Source organism: Vibrio sp. ED002, assembly GCF_023277445.1.
In the GTDB taxonomy this organism is placed as follows: domain Bacteria; phylum Pseudomonadota; class Gammaproteobacteria; order Enterobacterales; family Vibrionaceae; genus Vibrio; species Vibrio jasicida.
The window spans coordinates 1,985,496-1,998,521 of sequence record NZ_CP080238.1 but is presented as its reverse complement, the minus strand read 5'-3'; the positions used below and the strand labels follow the sequence as shown (position 1 = coordinate 1,998,521).

The 13,026-nt window shown below is 46.7% G+C and carries 13 protein-coding genes; 8 read left to right on the top strand and 5 right to left on the bottom strand.

All coding sequences use genetic code 11. The annotated features are described in order from the left end of the window. Positions 1-24: 24 nt before the first annotated feature. Positions 25-240, bottom strand: a complete 216-nt coding sequence (gene rpsU / locus ITG12_RS09170) for a 30S ribosomal protein S21 (protein WP_001145625.1) — start codon at positions 238-240, stop codon at positions 25-27. A 230-nt stretch (positions 241-470) separates the two neighbouring features. Between rpsU and tsaD the strand changes: the two genes are divergently transcribed. After that, entirely contained in the window at positions 471-1,487 is a 1,017-nt protein-coding gene (gene tsaD, locus ITG12_RS09165) for a tRNA (adenosine(37)-N6)-threonylcarbamoyltransferase complex transferase subunit TsaD (RefSeq protein WP_038866177.1), read from the top strand. Between the two features lie 186 nt (positions 1,488-1,673). Further along, on the top strand, positions 1,674-2,489 hold the full coding sequence (locus tag ITG12_RS09160; RefSeq protein ID WP_038878266.1) for an alpha/beta fold hydrolase: 816 nt from the start codon (positions 1,674-1,676) through the stop codon (positions 2,487-2,489). A 36-nt stretch (positions 2,490-2,525) separates the two neighbouring features. On the opposite strand, the gene plsY is transcribed toward ITG12_RS09160, so the two are convergent. Beyond that, complete coding sequence (gene plsY / locus ITG12_RS09155; protein ID WP_038866181.1) at positions 2,526-3,137, bottom strand: glycerol-3-phosphate 1-O-acyltransferase PlsY; 612 nt, start codon at positions 3,135-3,137, stop codon at positions 2,526-2,528. A gap of 265 nt (positions 3,138-3,402) precedes the next feature. Between plsY and folB the strand changes: the two genes are divergently transcribed. The 3 genes from folB to ITG12_RS09140 are packed head-to-tail and all read left to right on the top strand — an operon-like array spanning position 3,403 to position 5,060. Further along, complete coding sequence (gene folB, locus ITG12_RS09150) at positions 3,403-3,762, top strand: bifunctional dihydroneopterin aldolase/7,8-dihydroneopterin epimerase (RefSeq protein ID WP_038866183.1); 360 nt, start codon at positions 3,403-3,405, stop codon at positions 3,760-3,762. Further along, positions 3,759-4,241: a 2-amino-4-hydroxy-6-hydroxymethyldihydropteridine diphosphokinase gene (gene folK / locus ITG12_RS09145; protein WP_038866185.1), complete on the top strand. Its 483-nt coding sequence runs from the start codon at positions 3,759-3,761 to the stop codon at positions 4,239-4,241. Before folB ends, folK begins: the two co-directional genes overlap by 4 nt. Before the next feature lie 15 nt (positions 4,242-4,256). After that, positions 4,257-5,060 carry an undecaprenyl-diphosphate phosphatase gene (locus ITG12_RS09140; protein WP_038866187.1) on the top strand — a complete coding sequence of 268 codons (804 nt, stop codon included), beginning with the start codon at positions 4,257-4,259 and terminating at the stop codon, positions 5,058-5,060. A 70-nt stretch (positions 5,061-5,130) separates the two neighbouring features. On the opposite strand, the gene ITG12_RS09135 is transcribed toward ITG12_RS09140, so the two are convergent. Continuing rightward, entirely contained in the window at positions 5,131-6,351 is a 1,221-nt protein-coding gene (locus ITG12_RS09135) for a multifunctional CCA addition/repair protein (RefSeq protein ID WP_038878264.1), read from the bottom strand. Positions 6,352-6,499: 148 nt separating this feature from the next. On the opposite strand from ITG12_RS09135, the gene ITG12_RS09130 reads away from it, so the two are divergent. From ITG12_RS09130 to ggt, 3 genes are all read left to right on the top strand, one after another. Beyond that, positions 6,500-8,143 (top strand): ExeA family protein, encoded by a 1,644-nt coding sequence (locus ITG12_RS09130; protein WP_038878261.1) that lies wholly within the window; start codon positions 6,500-6,502, stop codon positions 8,141-8,143. After that, a complete protein-coding gene (locus ITG12_RS09125; RefSeq protein WP_038878259.1) occupies positions 8,143-8,868 on the top strand; it encodes a general secretion pathway protein GspB in 726 nt (241 codons plus the stop codon). Before ITG12_RS09130 ends, ITG12_RS09125 begins: the two co-directional genes overlap by 1 nt. Positions 8,869-9,147: 279 nt before the next feature. Then, positions 9,148-10,878 carry a gamma-glutamyltransferase gene (gene ggt / locus ITG12_RS09120; protein WP_038878257.1) on the top strand — a complete coding sequence of 577 codons (1,731 nt, stop codon included), beginning with the start codon at positions 9,148-9,150 and terminating at the stop codon, positions 10,876-10,878. Positions 10,879-10,959: 81 nt separating this feature from the next. Here ggt and ITG12_RS09115 read toward each other — a convergent pair whose 3' ends face one another. Together ITG12_RS09115 and ITG12_RS09110 are read right to left on the bottom strand one after the other, a co-directional pair. Further along, positions 10,960-11,571 (bottom strand): TIGR04211 family SH3 domain-containing protein, encoded by a 612-nt coding sequence (locus tag ITG12_RS09115; protein WP_038866196.1) that lies wholly within the window; start codon positions 11,569-11,571, stop codon positions 10,960-10,962. Positions 11,572-11,749: 178 nt separating this feature from the next. Continuing rightward, positions 11,750-13,009 (bottom strand): inorganic phosphate transporter, encoded by a 1,260-nt coding sequence (locus ITG12_RS09110; protein ID WP_038866198.1) that lies wholly within the window; start codon positions 13,007-13,009, stop codon positions 11,750-11,752. Positions 13,010-13,026: the final 17 nt, after the last annotated feature.

Below are 13,026 nucleotides of genomic sequence, written 5' to 3'. Positions count from 1 at the left end.
AAATTCCTTTCCGGATCTCAGTTATTAGTACAGGCGAACGCGACGAGCGTTTTCGCGAGCTAGCTTCTTAGCGTGACGCTTTTGAGCTGCTGCTTTAGCGCGTTTGCGAACTGTAGTTGGTTTTTCGTAGTGCTCACGACGACGCACTTCAGAAAGGATACCTGCTTTTTCGCAAGAGCGCTTGAAACGACGTAGAGCAACGTCGAACGGTTCGTTTTCACGTACTTTAACTACTGGCATATGCCTTTCACCTCAGGGGTTATTCGTTAACGCTGGATTTCAGTAAACCAAATCACAATTATTTAGTCTATTACCAGCTTGATCAAAAATGGTGCGGAATTTTAATCCGATCACATAAGCTTTGTAAAGCCTTTTATCGCTTATTGTCTGTACAAAATTTGTTTGAAGCACCAAGGCAAGGTAATATGACGCCCAAATTTCCTCTATACAGAAAGCCCACTGAGAAAACCATGCGCATTATCGGTATTGAAACCTCATGTGACGAGACTGGCATCGCGATTTATGACGATGAAAAAGGTCTGCTATCACACCAGCTTTACAGCCAAGTAAAACTTCACGCGGATTACGGTGGCGTGGTGCCTGAGTTGGCTTCACGTGACCATGTTAAGAAAACTATTCCTCTTATTAAAGAGGCGCTAAAGGAAGCAAATCTGACACCTAAAGACATTGATGGCGTTGCGTACACCGCTGGGCCAGGTCTTGTTGGTGCCTTGCTCGTTGGTGCAACGATTGGTCGTAGTATTGCTTACGCTTGGGGTGTTCCTGCGGTGCCTGTTCACCATATGGAAGGCCACCTACTGGCACCTATGCTAGAAGACAATCCACCACCATTCCCGTTTGTTGCGGTATTGGTATCGGGCGGTCACTCAATGATGGTGGAAGTGAAAGGCATCGGCGAGTACAAAATCCTAGGCGAGTCGATTGATGATGCAGCGGGTGAAGCGTTTGATAAAACCGCGAAGTTAATGGGCTTGGATTACCCTGGTGGTCCACTACTGTCTAAACTGGCAGAGAAAGGCACTCCGGGTCGCTTTAAATTCCCACGCCCAATGACCAACGTGCCAGGTTTGGACATGAGCTTTTCTGGTCTCAAGACTTTTACTGCTAATACCATTGCGGCTAACGGTGATGATGAGCAAACACGTGCAGATATCGCTTTAGCATTTGAAGAAGCTGTGTGTGCGACACTGGTAATCAAATGTAAGCGTGCTCTAGAACAAACTGGCATGAAGCGTATTGTGATTGCGGGTGGTGTAAGTGCTAACCGTCGTCTGCGTGCTGAACTTGAGAAGCTGGCGAAGAAAGTCGGTGGTGAAGTTTACTACCCACGTACGGAATTCTGTACCGACAACGGTGCGATGATCGCCTACGCTGGTATGCAGCGCCTGAAGAATGGCGAAGTGTCGGACATGGCTGTGGAAGCGCGCCCACGTTGGCCAATCGACCAACTGACGCCAATCGCGTAAGTAAGCTTCTACTGAAGGTTTGAAATAGATTCACCACGATAAAGGTCTCTGCTTATAAGAGGCCTTTATTTTTACCTATTGGACTGAAAGGCTTTGCGTAATTAATGTTAAAGCCTGACTGATGCGAGCAGTTCTATATCGTTTCAGTGATAGGATGATGTGCAAGAATTATAAATGGATATAACAATGAATAAGTTTGAAATTGAAGGTCAGAAACTTGCTTACTTAGATAAGGGTGAAGGCCCTGTGTTGCTATTTGGACACAGTTATTTGTGGGATTGCCAAATGTGGGCTCCGCAGATTGAGGTGCTAAGCCAGTCATACCGTTGTATTGTGTCAGATCTTTGGGCACACGGTGAGTCAGATGCTGCACCAGCTTCAACCCGTTCTTTGGTGGATTACGCTCAGCACATGCTGGCATTGATGGATCATTTGGAGATCGAACAGTTCTCTATTGTTGGTTTGTCTGTTGGCGGCATGTGGGGTGCAGAGCTGACTGCTCAAGCTCCGCAGCGTGTGAAGTCATTGGTGTTGATGGATACCTTCATTGGGCTTGAACCTGAAGTGACACACAAGAAGTACTTTGCGATGTTAGATACGATTAGCCAAGTGCAAGCCGTACCAGCGCCAATTATTGAGGCTGTCACTCCGCTGTTTTTTGCCAATAATGCCGAGCAAGTAAACCCTGAGCTAGTCGCTTCATTCAAACAAAGTCTGGAAGCTCTACAAGGTGAGCGTGCAGTCGAAGTCGCTCGTGTTGGGCGTATGGTGTTTGGCCGCCGTGATGTGATTGAAGATTCAGAAATGTTCGCTTTGCCAACGTTGATTGCCGTCGGCCGTGAAGATAAGCCTCGCCCGGTGTTTGAATCTTACTTGATGAACGACTGTATTACGGGTAGCCAATTGATTGAGATCCCAGAAGCAGGGCACATTAGCTCATTGGAGCAACCTGAGTTCGTTAACCAGATGCTGTTAGACTTCTTAAATAAAGTGCACGCTTAGATTTTCAAGCCATATTTAGATATAGAAAACTCGGTTTTAGGCCGAGTTTTTTTCTATCAGTTTCTTCTCACCAATCTTTGGTTCTTCGCCAGAGAGTAATCGGCGGATGTTTTGATGGTGTTTAAAGACGATTAAACAGCACAACATTGCTACAGGTAAGGTGTATTGAGGTTTGAACATCCAAGTGTAAAACGGTGTCACTAAAACGGTGACTAAGGCAGCTAAAGAAGAGTAGCGGAACAAGACAGCGATCCCCAGCCATGTCAGCATAACAAGACCGGTTAAATCCAGACCGATAGGGGCGATTGCACCAAGTGCTGTTGCGACGCCTTTCCCCCCTTTAAAGTGGAAGAATATTGGGTACATATGGCCGAGACAGGCTGCAATCGCGATGACACCAAGAATGATCGGATCGATACCGAGGAAGTACCCTCCCCAAACCGGTATGGTGCCTTTGAGCATGTCACAGAGTAAAACGGCTACGGCAGCCCCTTTGCCGCCAATGCGTAACACATTGGTTGCACCAGGGTTATTAGAGCCAACTTTACGAGGGTCTGGCAGCCTTAACAAACGACAAATGAGTACCGCACTGGAGATCGATCCCAGCAAATAGGCGGCCATTGTCATTATCAGTGCCAGTGCGTCCATAGAAGTCCTTGATGGATTGGAATTTAATGCTCAGTTCCTGAGTAATTGCTATCATACCGCGATTCGGCTACGAGCAAAAATACTCTCTGCGATAGAGCTTGCATTATGGGATTTCTTGTATATAAAGAGTCTTCGCAGTTTATACCCAAGTGACTTTTGCCACCAATTGACGTGGTTAAAGGCCGCAGTAGGTTGCTTGGGTATAGAATAGTACGATCAAATTGCCCGTATCGGGTATCCGACCTCTGTAAAAGAAGGACATAAGATGGCTCTGGATAAAGTTTTTATTGAACAACTAGAAGTAATCACCACCATCGGCGTTTACGATTGGGAACAGCAAATTAAGCAAAAGCTGGTTCTGGATATCGAAATGGCGCACGACAATAAACCGGCGGGTAAAAGTGATGATGTTCAAGACGCATTGGACTACTCGCAGGTAAGTGAAGCGGTGCTTAATCACATCGAAAATGGTCGTTTCCTTCTGGTTGAACGAGTGGCAGAAGAAGTGGCTGACATCATCATGCAGCGCTTCTCTGTGCCTTGGGTAAAAATTCGTTTGGCAAAACCTGGTGCCGTTCCTCAAGCACGCGCGGTAGGCGTTGTGATTGAGCGAGGCCAGGCATGATAAAAGCTTATATCGGTGTCGGTACCAACATAGATAGGGAGCGGCATTCGTTGGCGGCTTTTCAAGAGTTGCAGCAACTTGGAACGGATCTCCACGTATCACCGATATATGAATGCGAGCCAATTGGCTTTAGCAGTCAGAACTTCTACAACTTCGTGATTAGTTTTTTTACGGAGTTGTCACTCGAAGAGTTGAGTCAGCATCTACGCGAGATTGAGTTTAAGTGGGGTCGTGAGGAAAATGCGCAAAAGTATCAGGATCGAACCTTAGATCTCGATATAGTCTTGTTCGGTGAGTGCATTTCGCAACAAAAACCTGAGTTACCTCGCAGTGATATCTACAAATATCCTTTTGTAACAAAGCCCCTGTATGATCTCGAACCTCATCTAGTGATCCCCGGCGATGGGCGTACTGTCGCTGATATTTGGCAGGCGATGCAGCCCGTTGATTCACTCAAACCCGTTTCTTTTTCACTTTAATTTTGAGTTGTTTACATGAGTTACTTTGAAGCCTTTATTTTGGCTCTGATTCAGGGTCTGACAGAGTTTTTACCAATTTCCAGCTCTGCTCATTTGATTTTACCTTCCGCTATATTTGGTTGGGAAGACCAAGGTTTAGCATTTGATGTTGCCGTTCACGTTGGTACGTTGATGGCTGTGGTGATTTATTTCCGCCAAGAAGTGATCACGCTATTCCAAGCGTTGTTTGCCTCGATCTTTAAAGGCGACCGCAGCAAAGAAGCCAAATTAGCTTGGATGATTGTATTGGCTACGATCCCGGCGTGTGTCTTCGGTCTATTGATGAAAGACATCATTGAGATTTACCTACGCAGTGCTTATGTGATCGCGACGACGACGATCATCTTTGGTTTGTTGCTGTGGTGGGTGGATAAGAACGCAGAGCAAATCGCGGATGAATACCAAACGGGTTGGAAGAAAGCACTGTTTATTGGTATTGCTCAAGCACTTGCGATGATCCCTGGTACTTCACGCTCTGGTGCAACCATCACCGCGGCGCTTTACTTAGGCTTTACCCGTGAAGCGGCGGCTCGTTTCTCATTCTTAATGTCGATACCAATCATCACTTTGGCTGGTGGCTACTTAGGGATGAAGTTAGTAACCAGCGGCGAACCTGTGCATGTTGGCTTCTTACTTACGGGTATCGTGACTTCATTTATCAGTGCGTATATTTGTATCCACTTCTTCTTGAAGATGATTTCACGCATGGGCATGACACCATTCGTTATCTACCGTCTGATTCTAGGTTTTGGCTTGTTTGCTTTCTTGCTGACGGCTTAAACCCAATCCGAATGAAAACGCCCGCTTTCTATAGCGGGCGTTTTTGTTTGTTCGTTATGTACTTATCGGCTTATTTTTCTAGCGTAACTCTTACTGCTTCAACGCGGCGCTTCTCTTGTTCATCGCGAATAGTTGGGCCTTTGAAGCCATCTTTAATGATCGCTTGTACATCGACAGAGGCCGCAGCTTGGTAAGCTTGCATAAACAGCTCTGCTTGCGGGTAAGGTTGGTCTTCTAAGCCTTTTCGACCAGCATGATCGGCTTGGCAACAGATTAAAATATCTTGCAAACGTTCTGACTTACGCCATACATCAAACTTGTTGAGGATTTTGATGATGGTTTGTGGTTTAAGCTCGACGGCTCGGTGGATGTTAGAGTGTTGCTCACAGACCATTAATGCTAAGTCACGAAATTCATTAGGAACGCGCACGCGAGCACACAGCTTTTTAATCAACTTTAAACCCGTGTGACAATGCATTTTGTGACTCGGCCATTCGCTTTCTGGCGTGACGCCTTTGCCTAAATCATGTACTTGTGCGGCAAATCGAACCGGCAATGAATCACTCAGCTTTGCTGCTTGCTCGGCCACCATAAGAGTGTGAATACCTGTATCGATTTCTGGATGCCACTTTTCTGGCTGAGGTACGCCAAACAGGACATCAATTTCTGGCAGGACGATGGCTAACGCACCGCACTCTCTTAAAACAGATAAGAATACGTCTGGGCGGGAAGTAGAAAGCGACTTATGCCATTCTTGCCAAACACGTTCTGGGGTAAGGGTGCTCAACTCGCCAGATTCTGCGATCTCGCGCATTAGTTGGATGGTTTCTTCTGCCACGCTAAAGCCCAAATGCGCCAACTTCGCCGCGAAACGAGCCACACGCAGAACACGTAGAGGGTCTTCAACAAAAGCTTCCGATACATGACGTAGCACTTTCGCCTGCAAATCTTGTTGACCACCATAAGGATCATATAGATTGCCGTCATTATCCATCGCCATGGCGTTGATGGTGAGATCTCGTCGGATAAGGTCTTCTTCTAGCGTGACGCTTTGATCAAAGAAACATTCAAAGCCAGTGTAACCCGCGCCAGATTTTCTTTCGGTTCGTGCAAGGGCGTGCTCTTCTTTAGTCTTGGGATGAAGAAACACAGGAAAGTCTTTCCCGACAGCCGTGTAGCCTTGGCTTTGCATCATTTCAGGTGTCGAGCCGACAACCACCCAATCTTTGTCATAACTGTCGATTCCGAGCAAATGATCTCGAACTGCACCACCAACTAAATAAACTTGCACGGATTACCTCTTAATTTATGGATATGACGTTGGACATTGTAGCAAGCAATGGTACTTTTCTTCACATCTAAAAGAACTTAGCGCTTTGTTTAAGTCTAATAAGGAATATCCCGATTTGATTGCGGGAGGGTTTTAGCTGGAGATCCTAATGTATAAGGACTTTTTCGGGTTTGTTGAACTGCCATTTTCGATTGTTCCAAACTCGCGTTATCTGTATCTGAGCCAACGTCATAAAGAGGCGATCACGCATCTTCAGGCGGGGTTAGGCGATGGTGGTGGTTTTGCCATGCTGACAGGCGAAGTAGGGACAGGCAAAACCACCGTCGCGAAAGCTATGTTGGCGAATTTGGATGAGAACACCAAAGCAGGCTTGATTCTTAATCCAACCTTTTCTAGCCGAGACTTGCTTGAGGCTATTTGTGATGAGTTCAAAGTAACTTATCCGCAAGATGCGACGCTCAAGCAGCTTAACCAAGCGATTCATGAGTACTTGCTGCGTAACCATAAATTAGGTTGGACGACGTTATTAGTGATTGATGAGGCGCAGCACCTCGCCGCTGATGTTCTTGAGCAGTTGCGTCTACTTACCAACTTAGAAACGGACACCAGAAAGCTGCTTAAAGTGCTCTTGGTTGGCCAGCCAGAGCTACAACGCTTGCTGCAAACGACGCAGCTACGTCAGCTTGCACAGCGTATTACTGGTCGTTATCACTTATTGCCGTTGGATGAAAAGGAAACCGCTGACTACATTGCGTTTCGTTTGCATACCGCAGGTGGTGACCAGCAGTTGTTCGATCGCAGTTCGACTAAGCTGATTGCCAAGTATAGCCACGGCATTCCACGCCTTATCAACCTTGTGTGTGATAAGTCACTGAACATGAGTTACTACAAGGGCAATGTAGTCGTTGATCGACAGACAGTACATCAAGCGTGTGAAGAGGTGATGCAGTTCCAAGCCGAGATTTATCAGCAGGATAAGCCAATTCGCCGTAGCTTTGAATGGCCTGCGTGGGGCTCGGTTGCCATTGGTGTGTTTGCGGCATTAGGTGTTGGTTGGGCAGTGACGCACAATATGCCTATGGAGGTGCCAACAAATACTGCACCTACGGTTGCTGCTCAAACGCCAATACAACCAGCGGTTGTTGCCCCAATTGTTAATGAGCAATTGACCAATGAGCAATTGACCAATGAACAACGTGAACAACTGTTAGCACAAACCCAATCAAATTTAGCCGTTAACGATCTTTACAAACTATGGGGCTACCGCGCTTCAGTTCGCGACAATCTTTGTTTATCTGAGCCACAATCAACAATGCGTTGTGAGCGAAAGATGGCAACATGGCCGCTATTGGTTCAGCAGAATCGTCCAGTGATATTAGAACTGAATTATCAAGGGGAAGTGGGTTACGTCATTTTGTATGCGATTGGTGACGGTAAGGTGGAAGTGCTCAATGGTAAGGAGCGCCTACGCCTACCTATATCGTGGCTAAAACCACTGTGGCAGGGCAATATCATCGAGTTATGGCAAGCGCCTCTAAAAGATACTCTGCGTCTTGATATGGAAGGGCCTGCAATTGAAGTGTTGGACAAGTTGCTGGCAGAAGCGGTAAATGAACAACCACTAAGTACAGACATTTATGATGGTGCAATGAAAGAGCGTGTGGAACTCTTCCAGCGCTGGCAAGGCATTGGTGTGGATGGCATTGCAGGTCAACGTACATTAGAGCGCTTACAACAAAGCGCACAACCTGATGCTCCAGCCTTAGCGCAAATCAATGAGGAGGAAGCATAATGCCGATGATGAAACACATTGGGCTTTTTCTACTGCCTGTAAGCCTAACCGCTGTTGGCGTCGCTTGGTATATGGACCTTTTGACGCCAGAAATGCAAGCCCCCAGAGTTGCCCAAGAGCCGATGACGGTTCAAGTGCCAGCTCCTGAGCCTGTTAAGTTAAGACCAAACTTTGAAACGCTTGACTACCCTGAGGTGACTCAGCTTGCTCAGTTGCAACGTGAGTGGCCAAGTGCAGAGTTATCGAGAAGTATGGGCACCTTTGTCGGGCAAGATTATGTGAGTAATGAATCAGTGCCGGGTGAGCAATCATTACTTTCTGTGCCAGAGAAAACAAAGCAGACTTCGCAAACGAAAGTTGGGCAGGATGATCTCGGACTGTCGTTAGATGATCTCGACTTGTCTTCGTTGTCCCCTGATTTAGCGATGAAAGTTGAAAATGCGATGGCGAACAATGATCAGCCTACGCGCTCAGAAGCTCAGATGAACGATCTTGAGTATGATGCACGCCAATGGCATGGCCGCTTGCCGGCATTGAATTTACAAACGCACATGTATTCAAGCGATACTAAGCGACGTTGGGTGAAGATCAATAACGTTGAATACCACCAAGGTGATGTGGTGGATGGTCAAATCACGTTAAAAGAGATCCAACCACAAGCGGTGATCGTCGAGTTCCAAGGGGAACAGATCCGAATTCCTGCATTATATGAATGGAAAGGGTAACGATCTAACCCGAATCTAATAGAAGCCAGTGAAGTTATTCGCTGGCTTTTTTGTCTCTTCTACAAGCTTCTCCCTATTGGTTTGGTTAATGATTTCCAAACCGTCAAAGAAACAAAATATACCTTACACCAGTGCTTAAAAGGGCTTCGATATTGCTGATGGATTGATCATGCCTATCGGGTCAGGGTTGTGTAAAAAAACACCATATTGACGAACTTGGCAATAAGCATTTGGTCAACGTTAGACCTCTATAAAATTACAGGAGTCTATACGGAACGTATGCGTATTCTTACTTTTTCTTTGAGCTTGGTTGCCGCGGTGAGCTATGCCACAAAGCCTGAACCTTTTCCGATTACGCCAGATAATACTGGTGAGCATTTTATGGTAAGCGCAACCAATCCTTATGTGAGCAGTGCTGGTTACACGATATTGAAGCAAGGCGGTAACGCGGTTGATGCCATGGTGGCGATGCAGATGGTGATGTCGGTCGTTGAACCGGATATGACAGGTATCGGTGGCGGTACATTTGCTTTGTTTTACCAGCACGATAAGCAACAGTTTCTTGCGCTTGATGGTCGAGATGAAGCGCCTTCTAGTGCGAACCCGAATATGTTTGTAGAAAACGGAGAAGTACTCAGCCGCAATGACATTCTTGGCCCTCGTTCTATTGCCGTTCCGGGAACCTTACGATTGCTCTATTCCACACACGAGCAATACGGCAAGCTTGCGTGGTCTGAATTGATGAAGCCTGCAATTGAATTGGCAAGCGAAGGTTATGCTATGAACAGCTACACCTACGATATTGTCGTACGCGAGCAAGCGCGGTTGAAACAAGACCCAGAGATAAAAGCACTGTATTGGCAAGGTAATGAGATTAAGCCGACAGGCACGTTGATGAAGAACCCTAAGATGGCCGAAACGCTAAAACAGATCGCTCGACAAGGTGATGAATACCTCTATGGCGGTGAGTTTGGTAAGCACATCGTTGAGACAGTCAACAGCCGTATTGGAGACCAACATGAGAAGCTGTCTTTGTCGGACTTCAAAAACTACCAAGTTAAGCAACGTGACATCATTGAGACCGAGTATCGAGGCAATAAGGTTGTGTCATTTGGTTATCCGGCTTCTGGTGGAGTGATGGTCGCACAAAGCCTTAAGTTGCTTGAACCTTATGGTCTCTCTCAAATGGCGAAAACAGATGTTGAACCTTGGCGTTTGATGACGGAGGCAATGCGTGTTGCAAAAGCCGATCGCATCGCTTACGCCGGTGACCCTGATTATATAGAGACTCCGATTGAGCAACTGTTGGATAACGATTATCTCGATGAAAGACGAGAATTGATTCCAGATTATGGTGTGGCAAAAGATAGTCCGAAAGCTGGACAGGTAACGCCAATGCAGTATGCGCAATACCAAGGCTTTGAGAGCAAAGATACCGGGCATATTTCCATCATTGATAAAGAGGGCAATGCCATTGCGATGACCAGTACCGTTGGGACTGGAATGGGAGCGGGTGTGATGGTCGATGGCGTGATTTTGAATGCGCAAATGGCAAACTTCTCTCCCATGCCAACAGTCAATGGTAAACCGACGCAAAATGCCATTGAGGCAGGTAAACGTCCGCGATCAGCCATCACGCCTTTAATGGTCATGGACAGCAGCAATGACTTACGTTTGGTTGTGGGCTCTCCTGGCAGTTCGCAAATCCCAGGTTATGTTTTAAAGACCCTTGTAGGGGTTCTCGACTGGAACTTGTCTGCGCAGGAGGCGATTGATCTACCGAATATTCAATACGGCACCAAGATTGACCGAACTAAGCCCTACGATCCGACTGGCTTGTTGGTGGAGAAGAAGACCTTTGCAGAAATGCTCGTTCCGGAGTTCATGGAATTAGGTTACCCAGTGCACGTAATACCTGTGGTGAGTGGGTTGAATGCGATTGAAGTTAAGGATGGCAAGATTTACGGCGCAACGGATAGACGACGAGCATCCAGTTCAATGGGGGAGTAACAAGGTATCTCGTTAAACGAAGCCAACAAAAAAGCCAGTCGAGTACGACTGGCTTTTCTTTATCCGTTTAGCTGAAAGCGATTATGCCCAGCCTGCTGGTGATTTCTTTCTGCGTGGCATGATATGCGGAAGAATCAAACCAAACAGCAAACCAAGACCTGCAACACCACCACCGTAAGTGAAGTACTTAAGTAGCATGTCGTCTTTTTGGGTGTCTAGCTTAGCGCGAAGCTCACGGTTCTCTGTTTCTACAGAAGTCAGTTGGTCACTGATCTCTGAGTATTTCTTCTCAAGGTCAGAGATTTGCTGGTTACGCGTTTCTAGTGACGTCACTAGGCCCGCTTTCTCTGTGTCTGAGTTTTGACGAGCGTTCGCAAGTTGAGACTTCACTTCTTTCAGTTCTTTCTCAATGCGAGGCATACGAATTGCCATGCTCTCTTGGTTTGTGACGAACTTGCTTTGCACCCAACCAGTGCGGCCGCGGTCGTCTCGAATCTGTGTGTAACCTGTGTCTTTATTTGCTTGCAGCAGTTGTACTTTAGAGCCTGCGTTAACACTACCCATAATGCGGTAAGTGTTGTTTGGACCAGAGTGCATAAAAGTGAATAGGTCATCAGAAATATAACGGTCTGCCGCTAGTGCCGCTGGCGCTGCTAGCAAAGTAAACAAAACCGTGATGAATAGTTTTTTCACAATAAATCCCTTAACGATTTTCTTGGATACAGCTTTGGCACCGAATGATTGGAGCCGGAAATAGACGAATATTATGCAGTTTCAAACTTCGGTGCAACAAAGAAGGGAGGCAAAGCCTCCCTTTCTGTGCGTTTGAGTCAATAATGACAAAGCGCTTACAATCTATTGACGGTCTGTCTTACGAGAACATCGCTTGGATGCCGTAGAAGAATACGACTGCCAATAGTGCGCCTGCTGGTAGGGTAACAATCCATGAAGCTACGATGTTACGTACTACGCCTAGGTTTAGTGCTGCGATACCGCGAGCGAAACCAACACCTAGAACCGCACCAACCAGTGTCTGAGTCGTTGAAATAGGTAGACCAGTACCTGACGCTAGAACAACCGTACATGCTGTAGCAAGCTGCGCTGCAAAACCACGGCTTGGTGTTAGTTCAGTGATGCCTGTACCAACGGTTGCCATTACTTTGTGACCAAGTGTCGCAAGACCAACGACGATACCAAAACCACCTAGAGGAAGAATCCACCATGCGATGGTGCTCTTACCTGTGATTTCACCCATGTGCTCAACCGTTGAAACAACCGCAGATAGTGGACCGATCGCGTTCGCTACGTCGTTAGAACCGTGTGCAAATGCCATCGCACACGCAGTGATAACCATCAGTACAGAGAAGATACCTTCAACACCTGCGAAGCCGTGGTCTTCTTCACGGTTAGCGAATTTCTTCTGAATGTAGAAGTAACCGCCAGCCATTACTGCTGCTGAGATTACCGCTGCCCACATCCATGCTTCACCGTTACTTAGGTGAAGGCCAACGTGTTTGAGGCCTTTTTTGATGGTTACAAGTGCAATCACCATTGTCGTGATGAACATGTAAACTGGAACGAAACGTTTTGCGTTGAATAGTGGGTTCTCAGTATCAAAAATCAGGCGTTGGGCACTGACAAAGATAACGTAAGCAAAGAAACCTGAGATAACCGGCGTAATAATCCAGCTGCCAACAATGCCTTGAACACTTGCCCAGTCAACCGCTTCAGTACCTACAGACACACATGCGAAACCGATGATTGCACCGATGATCGAGTGGGTCGTAGAAACAGGCCAACCCATGTATGACGCAAGTAGTAGCCATGTACCAGCCGCTAGAAGCGCAGACATCATGCCAAATACAAGAACATCAGGTTGATGTGCGAATAGAGAGGTTTCGATAACACCTTTACGGATCGTATCGGTAACTTCACCACCTGCAAGGTATGCACCCGCAAATTCAAAGATCATTGCGATAATGATCGCTTGTTTAACGGTTAGTGCTTTCGAGCCGACTGAGGTGCCCATTGCGTTCGCAACGTCATTCGCACCAATACCAATAGCCATCAAGAAACCGAAAGCTGCTGCAACAATAATCAGGACAGTGCCGTAGTTAGCGAGGATATCCATCGTAATACCTAGTTGTT